Source organism: Candidatus Zixiibacteriota bacterium, assembly GCA_036480375.1.
Lineage (GTDB): Bacteria > Zixibacteria > MSB-5A5 > GN15 > JAAZOE01 > JAZGGI01.
In genome coordinates, this window is the sequence record JAZGGI010000026.1 from 69,896 (window position 1) to 86,398 (window position 16,503).

Annotated in this window: 12 protein-coding genes; 7 read left to right on the top strand and 5 right to left on the bottom strand. The window is 43.2% G+C overall.

The annotated features are described in order from the left end of the window. Positions 1–662 precede the first annotated feature (662 nt). The 3 genes from V3V99_07620 to V3V99_07630 form a co-directional block, all read right to left on the bottom strand. Positions 663–1,949 (bottom strand): ABC transporter permease, encoded by a 1,287-nt coding sequence (locus V3V99_07620; protein ID MEE9442520.1) that lies wholly within the window; start codon positions 1,947–1,949, stop codon positions 663–665. Next, entirely contained in the window at positions 1,949–2,839 is an 891-nt protein-coding gene (locus tag V3V99_07625) for an ABC transporter ATP-binding protein (protein MEE9442521.1), read from the bottom strand. The genes V3V99_07620 and V3V99_07625 overlap by 1 nt, the downstream gene beginning before the upstream one ends. A 125-nt stretch (positions 2,840–2,964) precedes the next feature. Further along, a complete protein-coding gene (locus V3V99_07630) occupies positions 2,965–4,206 on the bottom strand; it encodes an MBL fold metallo-hydrolase (protein ID MEE9442522.1) in 1,242 nt (413 codons plus the stop codon). A gap of 361 nt (positions 4,207–4,567) precedes the next feature. On the opposite strand from V3V99_07630, the gene V3V99_07635 reads away from it, so the two are divergent. Genes V3V99_07635 through tsaD form a run of 3 tightly spaced genes read left to right on the top strand, consistent with a single transcriptional unit; the run spans position 4,568 to position 8,041 of the window. After that, positions 4,568–6,043 (top strand): VCBS repeat-containing protein, encoded by a 1,476-nt coding sequence (locus V3V99_07635; GenBank protein MEE9442523.1) that lies wholly within the window; start codon positions 4,568–4,570, stop codon positions 6,041–6,043. 40 nt (positions 6,044–6,083) lie between these two features. Then, entirely contained in the window at positions 6,084–7,004 is a 921-nt protein-coding gene (locus V3V99_07640; protein ID MEE9442524.1) for a CdaR family protein, read from the top strand. Further along, entirely contained in the window at positions 7,001–8,041 is a 1,041-nt protein-coding gene (gene tsaD, locus V3V99_07645) for a tRNA (adenosine(37)-N6)-threonylcarbamoyltransferase complex transferase subunit TsaD (protein MEE9442525.1), read from the top strand. The genes V3V99_07640 and tsaD overlap by 4 nt, the downstream gene beginning before the upstream one ends. Positions 8,042–8,071: 30 nt before the next feature. Here tsaD and V3V99_07650 read toward each other — a convergent pair whose 3' ends face one another. Beyond that, complete coding sequence (locus V3V99_07650; protein ID MEE9442526.1) at positions 8,072–10,252, bottom strand: tetratricopeptide repeat protein; 2,181 nt, start codon at positions 10,250–10,252, stop codon at positions 8,072–8,074. 158 nt (positions 10,253–10,410) lie between these two features. Between V3V99_07650 and lptB the strand changes: the two genes are divergently transcribed. The 4 genes from lptB to hprK all read left to right on the top strand — a co-directional run bounded on the left by lptB (position 10,411) and on the right by hprK (position 14,291). After that, complete coding sequence (gene lptB, locus V3V99_07655; protein ID MEE9442527.1) at positions 10,411–11,136, top strand: LPS export ABC transporter ATP-binding protein; 726 nt, start codon at positions 10,411–10,413, stop codon at positions 11,134–11,136. 110 nt (positions 11,137–11,246) lie between these two features. After that, positions 11,247–12,656 carry an RNA polymerase factor sigma-54 gene (gene rpoN, locus V3V99_07660; GenBank protein MEE9442528.1) on the top strand — a complete coding sequence of 470 codons (1,410 nt, stop codon included), beginning with the start codon at positions 11,247–11,249 and terminating at the stop codon, positions 12,654–12,656. 292 nt (positions 12,657–12,948) lie between these two features. Then, a complete protein-coding gene (gene raiA / locus V3V99_07665; protein MEE9442529.1) occupies positions 12,949–13,308 on the top strand; it encodes a ribosome-associated translation inhibitor RaiA in 360 nt (119 codons plus the stop codon). Between the two features lie 11 nt (positions 13,309–13,319). Beyond that, positions 13,320–14,291 (top strand): HPr(Ser) kinase/phosphatase, encoded by a 972-nt coding sequence (hprK, locus tag V3V99_07670; GenBank protein MEE9442530.1) that lies wholly within the window; start codon positions 13,320–13,322, stop codon positions 14,289–14,291. A gap of 392 nt (positions 14,292–14,683) precedes the next feature. Here hprK and V3V99_07675 read toward each other — a convergent pair whose 3' ends face one another. Then, positions 14,684–16,465: a hypothetical protein gene (locus V3V99_07675; protein ID MEE9442531.1), complete on the bottom strand. Its 1,782-nt coding sequence runs from the start codon at positions 16,463–16,465 to the stop codon at positions 14,684–14,686. Positions 16,466–16,503: the final 38 nt, after the last annotated feature.

Sequence of the window (16,503 nt, forward strand, 5' to 3'; positions counted from 1 at the left end):
ATATAATAAAATAATTATAGAGAAATATCAAATTAAATGTCGAAACCACAGGGGTTTCGACCTACAAAGAGCTCGCGCGACTTCCTGCGAAATTTTCAATTATCCACTAACTCCACTGCAATTTCCGAAATCAACCCCATTATATAGATGAAAGTAAATCATCAATGAGTGATTATTAATGGGGGAAGGATTGGTGCTAAAGTACTAAAAAGGACAAAACGAACCCAATTTGCTATAAGCATAACAGGTGCATGCCATTATAAAGAATTTACCAAATTGAAAATGTGGATAACTTCTCTGAATTCCCGCAAAGACCCCTTCGGATCTTTCAGGGGAACAGGTTTTCGACTGTCATTCTCGAGAGTCCGGCGAAAGCCGGACGAGTCGGGAATCCAGTAAAATTAAAACCATTCTGGATTTCCGCAACGACCCCTTCGGGTCCTTCGCGGGAATAACAAAAAAACATTAAGGTAGAATAAGATATATGACCAACGCCTTGGCAAAAATTCAGATAAATTACGCGACAGCCAAAAACAGACTTTTTGCTGTTCCCCTCTCGAGAGGGGTGCCCCGAAGGGGCGGGGTGTGTTAAGAATCACCACCGAGTTGATATGCCCCAAAACGTTAATTTGAGGAAACAAACCCATTTTCAAAAATCATTATCAGGCGTCGCGTTTGGCCAAAATCGTTGTGCCTACAATAAACGAAACGGCTCCAATACCGACGAGCATTCCCACCGGAAGCATCATCTCGGTGTATGAAAAATTGCGCCAGACACCGCCTTCGATGGCCAGAATACCCCATTTGACCGGGCTGGCGTGGCTGACCGTTAGCAACCAGGAAGGCATAAACATTACCGGAATCATGCCGCCGCCGGTCATGGCCGCGACCATTAAAACTCCCCACGCCGCGCCGCCGACTGACTCTTCGGTTTTACCCAGGACGCTTATCAGCATCGACAATCCCACAAAGCAAAACGCCGCCGAAATGACGCCTATCGCAAGTATAACCGGATCGCTTACTCTAACTCCAAAAGCGATATTTCCTATCCCAAGGAGAACGATACAGACTATAGTACTAGCCAGAAAAGCCGCCAGACCTTTTCCGGCCAAGATCTGCCCGCGCGAAATCGGCGCGATTCGCAGGCGCAAAAACGTTCCCGCCGTTCTTTCTTTGACAATCGAGACCGCGAAAGCGGCCGATATGCCTATCAACGCCCATAAAAGCGACGAAGGGAATGTAATTTCAAACGGCGAACGCGGACCGATGTCATCGTTGGTAATGGCCGTCATTTTCATTGGGAACAGATTAAATTGCTCATCGCTTCCGGCGGTATCGGCCCAATCGGATGCCCCCGAGGTCTTCTCCTCGATGTTGTAAGTGAAATCTTTTAGAGAGCCGACGACTTTTTGGGCGGAGCTTTTAGTTTCTTCGTCAATATCCCAGGTTTCCATCCCGGCACTGAGGCTATCGAGATCACCGCGCCAGGTATCAAAGTTCATATAGCGTTTATGGAGAAGCGTGAAATGCGAACGAGTCAAAAGCCCTTGAAGGTATCCCGCCGTTAGCCTGCGCGCGGGATCGATACCGATTTCCATAAGCGGTTCATCGGAGAACATCCCCAGCGATTGGCCGAAACCTTTTTTGAAAGTCACCACTGCCGAGAGTTTACCCTGCCGGACTTTGGCTTCGGCGCTGTCGCGACTCATCTGGCTTACCCGCAGAGCAGACAAGCTGCTGATTTCGTCTATGTAGTCTTTGGAATAATCGCTCTGGTCTTCGTCGATGACGGCGATTTTCATCCCGCTGACTTCTCCGTCGCCTCCGGAAAAAATCGTGCCAAAGAACAGGGCAATCATTAGCGGAAAACCAAGAACCCAGAAGATCGAAGATTTCTCACGGAAGAGAATCCTGAGATCTTTGACCGCGAGTGTAAACAGAATTCCCATCAGTCTTTCAGGTTCCTTCCTGTCAGGCTTAAAAATACTTTTTCAAGATTGGGCCTATCGACGCGTAAATGTTTAAATTTCAGTCCAGCCTGCGCCAGCCGCGCCAGGTCTTTCATCGGGTCAGAAGTTTCAATCTTCAACCGATTGCCATCATATTCACCGGGAAAATTGTTTGGAATCTCCGCCTTGTTTTCAACTTCGGCTTCGATTATCGCCTTACCACCATATTGAGCGGTCAAATCGTCAACATCACCCATAGCCAGTATCTTGCCGTTATCCATTATCGCGACCCGGTCGCATAATCTCTGAGCTTCTTCCATGTAATGCGTAGTATAAACGATAGTCCGACCCTGCTTTTTAAGCCCCTCAATGCTGTCAAAAATCATATTTCGCGATTGCGGATCAACGCCGACAGTCGGCTCATCAAAAAGTAAAACGGGGGGATCGTGAACCAGAGCTCCGGCCATATTTAATCGTCTTTTCATCCCGCCCGAGAAAGTAGCGACCTTGCTTTTGCGTCGTTCGGTCAAACCGGCGAATTCGAGCGCCCATTCGACCCGCTCTTTAAGCTTTTTCCCCGATAGTCGATATAACCGCCCCAAAAACTCCAGGTTTTCCTTAGCGGTGAGCCCTTCGTATAAGGCGATCGCCTGAGGCGAGTTTCCTATTTGACGGCGGATTTCGGCCTTGGTCGGATCGGCTTCGCCGTTGATATTGACGGTCCCGGAATCAGGTTTCAAGACTCCGACAATCATATTTATCGTTGTCGTTTTGCCGGCTCCGTTAGGACCCAGAAGCCCGAAGACTTCACCGACCTCAATCGAGAAAGAAATTTCATCAACGGCGGTAATTTCGCCAAAAGATTTTTTCAGATTTTCAACTTTGATCATATGTTGCCCTTGCGATTACAATAAGCCCATCCTAATAAGATATATTACGGATATTGGAGCAAGAGTTTCCATTTTTTTATTTAGTGATTATCGCAATCGGCTCGATTAACTTTTGCGCTAAACTATCACAATTCTTTAATCATTCTTTCAAGTTCAGAAATGTATGGATTGTTCGCATCGATCTCTATTGACTTTTTGAAATATTTCCGGGCATTTTCTTTATCGCCCTCTGCTGAATAAATTTCTCCGAGCATATAAAATACAACCCAGGAGTCGGGGTATTCCTCACTGGCCAGGGTCTGTATTTTCCGGGCATCTTCATATCTTTCGCGATCCAATAAATAATAGGTAACGATATTAAACGCCGCGAGAGTGAAAGCATATTCCTTTTCTGCAGTTCTCTTTAACTCATGGAATTTTGCAACGGCACCATCGATGCCATTATTTTTCAGAGCCAAGTACAGCGGCTCAACAAGCGATTTTCTCGGTCGGTTTTCATCCAGACAATAGACGATTGACTCAATCCATTTATTGGTGGGTATTTCGCCCTGTCCTAATGAATCCCAGGCATTCAGGATTTTATCTTCTTGCATTTGCTCCAGGGTTCTACCCCGGAAGGCGGCCTCGCTTACCGCTTCAATGGTTTTGCTTAATATATTATGATATCCCCTAAATTCTTCCAAATTACATTCATGTCCATGGCCGGGTATTATCCTGGCGTCTTCAGGCAAATAATTAATTACTTTTTCGAGCACATCCGGGTATTTCAAAACGTCGCCGCTTAACTTATCATAAGACGGGAATCCAAATCCGTACATGATGTCACCAATAAAGGCAATTCGAGATTTTTTGAAAAATACAATGACATCATTGTCACTATGGCTCCCTTCAAAAGGAATAATCGATATTTCTTCGCCGTTAAAAAATATTGTTAATGAATCGTAAATTAAAATATCGGGCAAGGTTGCGTCGGGAAACTCCCACGAGATAAAACTGGAGCTTTTCAATCTTTTTCTGAGGATATTATGGGCAATCACAGTAGGAGAATCACCAAAAAAGGCATTGCCTCCGGTATGGTCTATATGGGCATGCGTATTTATGATAATATTCGGATTTCCATTCCCCAGGCTATCGAGTTTTTTCTTTAAAACCTGCGCGGTTTCTTTGATTCCGGTATCAACGAGTAGCACGCCATCCGGTCCTATTGATGCGATTATAGTGGGGTGAGCAACATAAACTTGCGGAATTAGCAAAAACAGATTATCGGTAAGTTGAGTGACTTTAACGTCATATTCTTCCTGAGAAAAGGCTAACGTTGCAAACAACAGAACAACAAAAAGCGAAAACTGGATAATTTTCTTGTTCATAAAATACCTCTAATAAGATTTCATGATGCCAAAAATCTACACCGTACGGTCAGTTGTTATTTCCTATTACGACGTTCAAAACGTTGAATAAGTTCAATTAAATTAGTCAAATGCGTTATCGTTTTTGCTTATTTGAATGCAAGAGACGGAATATTTGATCAATTTGGCTAATAAGAAAAAGCCTTTTTATAAGAAAACCTGCCACAAATGGACCCCAAATCGGTCTTTTTAATATAAGGTAATACAAGGCGTCCTGATTGAGGAGGTACACTAATTTCAAAAATAATTGAATCGCATTCAAAATTTTCGTATGTTATATACTCGATATTCTGAAAAAGAAGTTTTAAAAGGTGGCGGCAAATTGAAATATGCTAATTCACTGGTCGGGATAGTTATACTGATAATGGTCGGGTTTTCCGGTCATTTGTTCGCGGCCGATGATGATTTTTTTAACCAGCAGGAAATCGACGTCAACGGCACGATTTTGGGGAGCCGTGAAGGTGACTTTAACGGTGATGGGCGAACCGATCTGGCCTTTTTCATTAATGAGGACTTTGGACAACGGTCGATTTTAGTTTTTATTCAGCGAGAATCGGGAAGATTCCCTCCCGGTCCCAGCCAAAAAATTTTGTTATCCGCTTCGGTTAATATGGCGCAGTGCGCCGATTTAAATACCGATGGAAAAACAGAAATTCATATAATCGACAGCGAGGGCATGTGGGTTTTCGAATACGACAGCAATGGTTTCCGAGACCAGCCCCGGCATACCGCCCAGGTCGCGACAGTATTTATCGGGGGGATAAAAAATAGAATTTTATCTCATGAGTTTATTTATTCATTGCCGGATAAAAATATCGCGCTGATGCCGGTTATGGACGGTTATGAAGTCTGGACATATTCGGGAAACAAATTCTCGCGATCATCAAGGCTTGATTTTTCGCATGATATTCAGGCGGCGGAATCGTCAATTAAATTATTTGTATCATCCCCGGTCGTTTATTCTTTTACTTTTCCCAAAATATATTCCGGTGATAGTAACGGTGACAGCCGGTATGATATCTATCTATTGTGGCCGGACCGATTGCAAATATTTACGCAAGGCAGTAATGGAGAATTCGATAATCAGGTGAGCACTCAATACCGGTTTCGTGAGTTAACTCATGATAATATCTGCCAGGCGGCTATGGCTGACGTCAATAACGACGGCTATCTTGACCTGATTAGCTGTCAATCGAAGGGGGGGCTATCGGAGGCAGAAACCGAAGTTTCGCTTTATGACGCGAGTTTATTACGAAGCGGCAATGTCAACCCAACCCAATCTATCTCGTTAACCGATATTTGCGGAAATCTTATTATCGACAACTTTGACAATCGTATCGGTCTGGAACTGGTGATTCCTGCGATTGAACTGGGAATTATGTCAACCGTTAAAAAGATGATTTCCAACAAAACCGACCTGCACCTTTTGATTTACCCGATTGATAACTTGGGGAGGCTTCCCGATGACCCCGAGGTGCGCCGCAAGATTACCTGTCGTCTCGATTTTGACCGGGCCAATCCGGTCGGGGGGTTCCGTTTGGATTGGTCGGCGGATTTTACCGGTGACGGTCTGCCGGACCTTATCACGGCGGACGGAGGCAGCCAACTATTGTTTTATTCCGGTTCTACCGAAGAATATCTTGAAGGCAGGGCGTTTCTGGTAATTGACATTACCGACCCGGATATCTTAAAGCCGGTACGCCTCAACAATGATAATCGGGCTGATTTGATGATCATACACTATCCCAATGGAGGGATCAATCGCGTTACGCTATTTATAACAAATAGTGTTGGATAGTAATTTATTCCGTTTAATAAAAAGAAATTAGAAGAAATTTATGTCCGGCTCCATGCTAAATATTGTGATCAAACTGGCGGCTCTTCTGCTGGCGGTGCTCTTGTGGTTCAATGTCGTTAGCCAGAAGCAATATGAATACGATATTTCATTGCCCTTGAAAGTCTTCGAGTTCCCGGATGATCTGGCGGCGATTACGGCATGGCCCGAATCGCTTACGGTTAAAGTTCAGGCCGATGGGAGTATTCTTCTCCGAAACGATTGGAAAGAGGACGGATTGCGACTCCGAGGAGGTCGGCTAAAACGAGGTTATAATAATTTTATATACAACCTCGAAACGATTGCCCTGGTTCGTTCCGAGGGTATTAGTCTTTTGGAAATTGTTAATTCTCCCGAAGCGCGGGTTCAACTGGATCGCGTCGATTCGGCGTACAGGCCGATCGCATCCCTCCTGGCGGTAGTGCCCGATGAGGATTATATGGTCGTAAAAGGCACTCTGTCTATTGAACCGTCCGAGGTGATGATAACGGGACCGGCGTCGGTGCTCAGGCAAATTGATTCCGTATTTACCGAAGCGAAAATAATTGATAATGTCGATGAGCCAGTTTCTTACAATGCCAAACTGGAAGTTTCCTCCGATGCCCAGATTACGTTTGGGCACGATTCCGCCACGGTGAACATCAATATCGACCGGATATTATCACGACGTATCGATTCCGTTCAGGTAAGCATTGAAAAAGCAATCAACGATAAAACAATCATATTGGATCCGGCCACAATAAGCTTAGTTGTTAGCGGGCCCGAATCTTATTTTGATTCGCTCGTAACATCTTCATTAACGGCTCAGATCGATTTACCGACCGACGCGTTGGCAGGATACGCTGTCCCCCAAGTGGACTTACCTCCGAATTTTTCGATAGTGAAAATTATACCCGATTCAATCAGGGTCGTTATTACACCATGATCGTTCTCGGCATAGAAACTTCATGCGATGAAACCTCCGCGGCCGTTGTCCGGGACGGTCGAAAAATATTATCCAATTGCATTTATTCTCAGGAGATACATCAAAAATACGGAGGCGTTGTTCCCGAACTCGCCAGCCGCGAACATATAAAGAAACTCATTCCTATTATTAACGAGGCCCTGAACGAAGCAAACATGTCTTTGAATGATATTGATATTTTTGCCGCCACCTACGGACCCGGATTAGTCGGTGCGTTACTGGTCGGACTGACAGCGGCCAAGTCGATGGCTTACGCCTCCGGTAAAGATTTCTGTGCCGTAAATCATCTGGAGGGACATATTGCCGCTAATTTGCTGGCTCATCATGATGTTTGCGGAAAGTTCTTGACTCTGCTTGTTTCCGGCGGACATACCATGTTGATCGATGTAATGGAAATGGGGAAATACACAGTATTGGGTAAAACTCTCGACGACGCCGCTGGTGAAGCCTTTGACAAAGTCGCCAAAATTCTCGGACTGGGATATCCGGGGGGAGCCGCGATAGACAAATTGGCTCGGGAAGGGAACCCGGATTTTATAAAATTTCCTCGAGCAGTTCTAAAAAAAAATTCTCTTGACTTTTCGTATTCAGGATTAAAAACAGCGGTAGCATTATATGTTCAGAAGTTATCACGGGACGAGCTCGAAGCACAAAAAGCTGATATAGCGGCTTCTTTTCAGGAGGCAACGATTGATGTTTTGGTTAAAAAATCAAAAATCGCGCTGAATAAAACCACCCCTGAAATCCTCGCTATCTCAGGCGGAGTCGCGGCGAATTCAAGATTACGTAAAAAAATGTCGGATATGTGTCATTCTATGGGAGTACGGTTAATCTACCCGCCTCTTAATCTATGCACCGATAACGCGGCCATGATCGCGGGTGCGGCCTATTTTCAATTTATGCGCGGAGAAATATCGGAGTTGACGGCCAACGCCGTCCCTTATCAAAAACTTGGCGAAAACATCTACGCAAAAAGATATAAAAAAGGCCGGAAATAATCCGGCCTTTTTATATATGTATTAGGTATGCTATAATTCATTCATGAGACTCTCCGCTTCTTCCTTAAGCGGTGATTGCAAATCAAGCTGTAAAGCCGTCTGCAGATATTTCCGAGCTTCAATACTATTTTCCAACTTTACAAAGGTTTTACCAAGATAGAAATTCAACTCCGCGTCTTTGGGAAATAAAATCGTTCCATTGTAAAATTGCAATCGAGCCAGCTTGTATTTTTCAATCGCGGTGTAAACTTTTCCGATGAGCAGATAAGCCGCCCGCTTATCGTGATAATAATGAAGTGCGTAAACCGCCATACCCTCGGCCCGCTTAAGGTTTTCGCCCGTTTCCAAATAGTGTTTGGTCAAATGATAATAGGCGTATCCGCTATGGCATTTCATATCAACCACTTTATTAAAACACGCCATGGCCGAATCGGTTTGACCCTGGTCGAGGTACCAGGCGCCCAACAAATCAAGAGCCTGACCGTTGGCGGTGTCAAGCGCCAATGCTTTATGCAAATTATCATAGGCCGAATCGGTCATGCCCTGGCCATGTTCAAATTGGGCTTTAAGGAAATAACTTTCCGATTCATCGGGATAGCGCACGACAAAATCCTTTAATAAATCGTACCCTTCATCCGGCAATCCCAATTCTACATATATCTCTGATAAGGCAGTTAGATACGGGACATAATCCCCGCTCCGTGTGTATAAAACTTCCGCTATCGATTTGGCATTATCCCAATCATTTTTTTCTTGATATACTTCGAGGTGCGTTTCCAGAAACTCGATATCATTTTGCAGTCTGAATGGCAATCGCTTGAATAAATCAACGGCGGTATCATAGTCATTATACTTCAAATATATTTTGCTCAATTGGGAATAATATTCAGGCTTATAATGAGGGAACTCAAGCAACCTCTGATACAGGCGTTTAGCTTCATCAAACATGCGTAGTCTGAAATAATACCCGGCCGCCAACTCCAGCCATTCCTGATCGTCCCATTTGAGCGAGACGCTATCATCAACAATTATAATCGCGGAATCTTTTACATCTCCGGACGCATACATCAAATGGGCTTTGAAAAAATTCATGTCAGGAAGATCGGTGAAGACATCCGCAAAATTCAAATACCGGGTATGGGCATCGTCCAACTGCAGGTCGGCCAGCAGACCGCTTATCAACGGTACAAAAAGATGACTCAGATAATCGTCCGGATAGCGCAAATTATCCGCTAAATCAAAAGCGACTTTTAAATGGGTGATGGCAGAAATCGTATCGTTGAAAAAGGAATAATATTTTGCCTTTAATTCATACGCCGGCGGTGTGTTGATATAAGGCTCCATGAATTTATTAAATACTATTTCGGCATCACCGTAATTACCCAGCATTCTTTCGGCATAAGCGGTGGATACGTAAGCAGGACCGCAATTGTCATATCTGTCAGTTAATTCTCGGGATAATGACAAAGCCTCGTTCGGTCGGCGTTCATCGATTAATGATTTGATTAGCCTTAGTTTCAATTGAATATTGTCGGGGTTGTTTTGTGACCATTGACGGGCGTAATGAAGCGCCGAATCGCCCAGGTTTAGATATCTATAAAGATCAATCAAATAATTAAACTGCTCTTCGGTTTCAAACTCCAATTCTGATAATTCCGCAAGAGCTATTTTTATTTCTGCTTCGTCTCCCATACGGAATGTCCGGTCGGTCTTTGCCAGGGAAATCATTTTGCTTTCAGGTGTTTTCGCGGCGGCCTGATCAATATAAAATTGGGCGCTATCAAAAATGTTCTGGCGCATGAATAAGCCGGCGGCATAAAGATCGTATTTATAATTTTCCGGATATTTCCTCATGAGGATGCGATTCATCAGGTGGCCGTTTTGAAAATAATTTAACTCGATCGCAAGTTGAGTAAATTTTTCCATGGCCGGTAAAAATCCGGCGTCACGAGGTGCGGCATCAAGATAGCCAATTAACGCATCCCATTCCAACCCTTGATATTCATTCAATAGTGCCCGGCAATAGATCGCTTCGGCACTGAGACTGTCGGCGCTTCTGTAGTCATTTGCAATTTTTTCGGCCGCCGAATAATTTCCCCTCTCCAATTCCCATCCTATGCGGTCGAGATCATTTTCGGGAGCCTTCTCGCATCCGACCGACATCAACAATACAATGAATAAACCAAATCCCGCGTTTACGAATAATTTCATCAACTCTTCTCCAACTGCCTAATTAATTATTAAATTCTTTTACACTTTCACGTCAATAATATCGGAAATTTAATTTATTTTTCATGCTCAAGCAAATTATATGCGAAAATAAAAACTTTTTTATTGTTAGATTCGGAAACTGATATATATTTTTAAGTATGGCGGAATTAAAGGCTGAGAATCTGGTGAAAATCTACGGCCGCCGAAAGGTTGTCGGCGGCGTATCGATAGACGTAAAGCCCGGAGAAGTTGTCGGTTTGCTCGGTCCCAACGGGGCTGGTAAAACGACAACCTTTTACATGATTATGGGATTTATCAAATCCGAATCGGGGGAAGTTTTTCTTGGTGAGGAGCGAATGACCAAAATGCCGATGTATCGGCGAGCTCGCAAGGGGATTGGGTATTTACCGCAGGAAAGTTCGGTCTTTCGCAAATTATCGGTTGAGGATAATATTCTGTCTATTTTGGAATTGCAGAATATATCCCGTAAGGACCGGCGAGCCAAATTAGAAAGTCTTCTCGACGAGTTGGATATCTCTCATCTGCGTAAATCCAAGGCATATAATTTATCGGGAGGGGAACGAAGGCGGGTTGAAATTACCCGTGCAATGGCTATTGAGCCGTCGTATATGCTTCTGGATGAGCCTTTTGCGGGAATTGACCCGATTGCCGTTGAGGATATCCAGAAAATTATAAAAAGACTTACTGAAAAAGGACTCGGTATTTTAATTACCGACCATAATGTTAGAGAGACATTATCTATTTGTTCTCGTGCGTATATAATGTGTGAAGGAAAAATTCTGACGGCCGGGACTTCGGATTATTTGGTGTCGAACCCAGATGCCCGAAAAGTATATCTAGGAGATAAATTCAAACTGAATTAGGCAAATAATTGAGCAAAATCAAACCAAACGATTAGGTTTGAGGCAAATAGGTCGATAATAGAAATAGATGTAAGATATACGGAACCTGTTAAATTGCAACGAGATATTGTATGAGATTAGGACTTCAACTCAAATTAAAGCAGACCCTGGCACCTCAGTTAATTCAATCTTTGAAAATGCTTCAAATGCCTATTTTGAAGCTGGAACAAACTCTGCGCCATGAACTTGCGACTAATCCGTTGCTTGAGGAATCGGTCGAGGAGGAATCTGAACTCGATCAAGACGTTGAGTTTGACGTTGCCAAATCAGATGATAAAGAAGACGATGACTCCGAAAATGAAAAAATCGACTGGGACGATTATCTGCGTCATAATGATGAATACGATTACAAGCTCAAAGACAGGAAAGAATCAAACGAGGAAATTTTTCTCGCCACAACTTCCGGGGAAAAGTCTCTATATGATCACCTTCTCGAACAATTGTCCTTTTTAAGATTATCCAAAGAAGATTTTGAAATCGGCCAATATACTCTGGGAAATATCGACTCTTCCGGATACCTTGTGGTTATGCCCGCTGAGATGGCCGAGGAACTGGAAGTCTCTCAGGAAGTAATTGAGCGCATACTCGAGTATATTAAGAAATTCGATCCGATCGGGGTCGGTTCCAAAGATCTAAAAGAATCCCTCCTGACCCAGCTAAAGGAGAAAAGACTTGAAAATTCTCTGGCCTACCGCATTGTCAACGAGCATCTTTATGACCTTGAGAAAAAATCAATACTCCAGGTATCCAAAATCATGGGCGTTCCCTTCGAAAAAGCCCAGACGGCCCTCGATTTAATAAAGTCCCTGTCGCCAACCCCGGCTTATGGACGGTTCCATTCTGCGGCCGCGGCGATTATGCCGGATTTAGTTATTGAGCGGGTCGGAGATGGTTTCGCAGTATTTCATAATGACAAAAATATGCCGACTCTGCGTATAAATCCGTCCTATCGATCTCTGGTCAGGCGGGGTAGCACTTCTCCCAAAGACACCAAGAAATATATTAGGCAAAAGCTGGAGCAGGCTCGCTGGCTTTTAAACGCGATCAACCAGCGCCGCAATACAATGATCCGGGTGATGGAGGCTATCGTCGAGGAACAGATTGATTTCTTCGAAAAGGGCGTTGAGTTTTTAAGACCTCTCATTATGGAAGATATCGCACAGAAAGTCGAAATGAATGTCGCGACGATTTCGCGGGTCTCCAACGGAAAATATGTACAAACGCCTCACGGCGTACTTGAGATAAAATATTTCTTTAATACCGGGATTCCCCGCAGCGACGGCGGCGAATTGTCAAAACGCTCCGTCAAGCAACGGATTGAGGAAATTATTAAATCGGAAAATCCGGAAAAGCCTTTTTCAGACCAGGAAATTTTTCGCCGACTTCAGGAAGAAGGCATCAAACTGGCGCGCCGTACGGTTACCAAATACCGGGAAGAGCTTAAAATCCTTCCGGCCCGCTTCCGGCGCCGTTCGGTTTAATATCTTTGGGGGATTGGTAGCGTATTTTTGGGGGGCTGCCTATTAAAAATTAATTGATAAAATTTTCAGCGATTGCTATACTTTAACGTAAAATATATAGGCATGATATTATCAAGAAAGGTAATCCTCACGATAGCAACCTTGCGGACAGCAGTGCAAAATCAATTTTTTCCGGGAAAATATCGGCCCGGTTGGTTCCCCTTTGGTAAATTATATCCATCTGCAGAGTTTAAAAGAATTTGGCGAATTGCTTCGCCTGTTTTTAGGCAAATATTAAACAGGAGGCCGTTATATGAATACAAAGGTTACCGCTCGCCATTTTGAATTAACGCCTGAAATTAAAGGTTTGGCACAGCAAAACTTTGACGATCTTCAAAAATTCTTTAACAATATAATCTCCTGTGATCTTATTCTTGATGTGGAGCGGCACCGGAAAATGGCTGAATTAAACGTTCATGTTTTTGGGCAGACTTTGCGTTCGACCGGAGATTCTGACGATATGTATGTTTCCATTGAATCCGCGTTTGATAAAGCGCGAACTCAAATAAAAAAATACAAGGGCAAGCTGAAAAGGAGAAATCCAAAAGAAATCGCATCCGCCCAGATTGACGCCACCAAGCCGAAAACCGATGACGAAGCGATTGATTTTTAAGGAGGCTGCCTTTGCCGGATATTACGGTCCAAACCGTATTTGATGAACGAAAAGATTTTCTGCTTTTGACTCTCCTCAATTCTGAGGGGGGGCTCAAAAAGCGAGTCGAAACGGCTGAAATTCTCCGCCCGGGATTGGCCCTGAGCGGTTTTCTCGAACGATTCCCCGCCAAAAGAACCCAGATTTTGGGCCAGACCGAAATGGCCTATGTTACCAGTATTGCCCGGGAAAAACTGGTAAAGAATCTTGAGAATATTATTACGCCCGATACTCCGATGGTAATAATTTCCAAAGGCATAGTCCCGCCCAAAGAAATGCTGGCCCTGGCTGACCGCAAAAAGACCGCCGTTTTTTCATCGAGACTATCCACGACCGAACTTATCAGCCGCCTTTCGGCTTATCTCGACAATAAATTCGCCCCGACTATAACCGTCCACGGAACTCTCGTTGACGTTTACGGCGTCGGTTTGCTCTATACCGGCAAATCCGGCGTCGGTAAATCGGAATGCGCTCTTGACCTGATTGAACGAGGTCATCGTCTTGTCGCCGACGACGTAATCAAAATCACCCGTAAATCGGCTAATTATATCGTCGGTACGTCTTCCCAGCTTCTCAGCCAGCATATGGAAGTCCGCGGGATTGGAATCATTGACATTCAGGCTTTGTTCGGGATTCGGGCGATAAGGCTTCAGAAACGTATCGAAGTCGAGGTGCGCTTGCAATACTGGGAAGATACCGCCCATTATGAGCGTCTTGGTATTGAGGATAAATACACAATGATTCTGGGCGTCGAAATTCCTTTGGTGACGATTCCGGTGTCACCGGGTAAGAATATTACGGTGATTTCCGAGGTTATCGCGATGAATCACATGCTCAAAGTTTATGGCGAACATTCGGCCCAGGATTTCTCCAAACGTCTCAGCCAGAAACTCGCCTCAAGCTCCTCAACGATTCAGGAATATCTGGAATCGGATATGGAGTAGGGATTTGTCGGATTTCTCATTCACTGCGCTCAGTCGGAACCCGACCTACTTTCTGTAGCCCACCGTCGTGTATTTTTTTGTTAGGAGTTATCCACAATTGCATTTCTGAAAATTCCTCATATGTAAATGTGTCTGTATGAGTTACAGCGAATTGGGTTCGTTTTGTCCTTTTTAGTACTTTCGTAAAAGACTTCTTTGCCATTGATCATAAACACTCAACCATAAACCATTCCATTCTATAAAGCGATTGTTTTCAGTAATTGCGGTGAATTTGATGGGTAATTGTAAATGCGCTGTGCGGGAATCCACCCAAAAAAACGCTCCACTTGTTTTTGAATGGGGTAGCAGTCATTTCAAGTATAGTTCAGTACAATTAAGAATATAGAGTGGAATTATTCTATTGCCTCGCATAATAGATGATTCATTTCTTCCAAAGAGTCAGCTATTTCATCATAAAATCTATCCATCAACAATCCCCACCCAGTGGTTAATGACGCCTTATCTACATCTAAACTTTTCAACAAATTATCAATATTATTAGAACTGTGGGCCTTTTCAATTCTTACTTCATATAAAACATACAGTACATTTATTGGAGAAGGTATAAATTCATCATCTTTTAATTTGTCTGAAATTTCGATCCACCTTTTCACAATTTCTTCAGAATTCTTAATAAGATTTAATCCTGTATCATTTGCGATAATTGCAAGTTCAATCAGTATTGCAAGCAGTTTCAGACTGCGAAATTTTTTAATAATGTCGCTCTCAACACCGAGATGAATAATCAGTTTTCTCAAGTTCTTTTCTTTCAGGCTATCGATGATAAGTTTCGTCAGGCTTAAGCAGCGATCCAAAAATCTATCCTCACTCATTTCAATTGGGATATGGCAAGTAATAGGAAATACCTTTTTATCACTCCACCAATCTAAATGATTTACTTCAAGATGATTGAATCCTATAAAATCCGAAGATTGGGAATTGTTCAATCCTGCGTTGTTTGCAATAATTGATATTGTTTTACCAAGATCGATATAACTAAGATAAACCCGTTTTGATCTATCTGCAACATTGAGTATTTTTCGAAGTTTTTCTGGTGATTCCTTTGGTGGTTCCACAGCATACTTATGCCAATGCCGTACTACATCTGGTGGAGTACTCTCATATAACTTTTTTATTTCCACCCTTATTAAGTCGCGGCCAACTCTATTACTATATCCAACGCTCCATTGATTGCGAAAGCCCACCGAACCCGACTCCGGATATATATCATATTTGTGCGGATTGCTTTCATAAAAATCCAAGACAGAATCCTTTACATATATATATGGCATTGGCCCGGGACCAGAATATTTTTCTGTAACCGGATTTTTTAATCCAGGCCATACTAATTCCCCATAATCCCGATAACCCTCAGTAACGGGCAAATTACCGGGTGAAATCAAATGGCGAATTCCCCACACGACAGCTCCTAATGTAGAAGAAGGCTGTCCCTCAGTTGTCATATTGATTCTTCGTCCAGGAAATGAAAAACTCATACTGTATTCTTCATTTAATAATCTTGCATCAAAATCGGTTAAGGGGGAAACATTGTTTTCAACATAAATCTGTATTAAATGGCAATCTCTAAGGGTAGCATAATCAAGTAAATAATCTTTATGAATTGAAATATACTGATGTGATTCCCTGGACCAATCAAACTCCTCAGCCATTTTACATTTAACAATATCATATTGAGGATAGCTTAAATCATCCCAAACAACAAACTCTTCCCCATTAATTTTTACAAGCCTGGGAATTAAACCATATGTCATTAATAATCCACTATCGGGTGCTAGTATCTTTTGTGATCCACCCTCCCAACTTAATACCAAAGGCTCAATTCCATTCGGGACTATATTTCCCCACACAATCTTAAATGATGGCCTGTAATCATTGGGGCCGCATGGATGTGGACCGGATGTTTCAATATCGCAATGAAAAATATGCTCTTCGGTATCATTCAATAATTTTATTAAATATTTTTCTTTGACGAGACCGGTAAATGTTTGCCTGTATCTATAATCCGGATCACGACTACTGATTACCTCAGCCACAGTCACATATTCGTCTGCTAAAGGAGCCTCTTTGGGGATATTTTTAAGTGGCTCGGGCCAATAATCAACCGGTACTTTCATTCTTTAACTCCAAGCGAAACTTATGTAACAGTCATAAA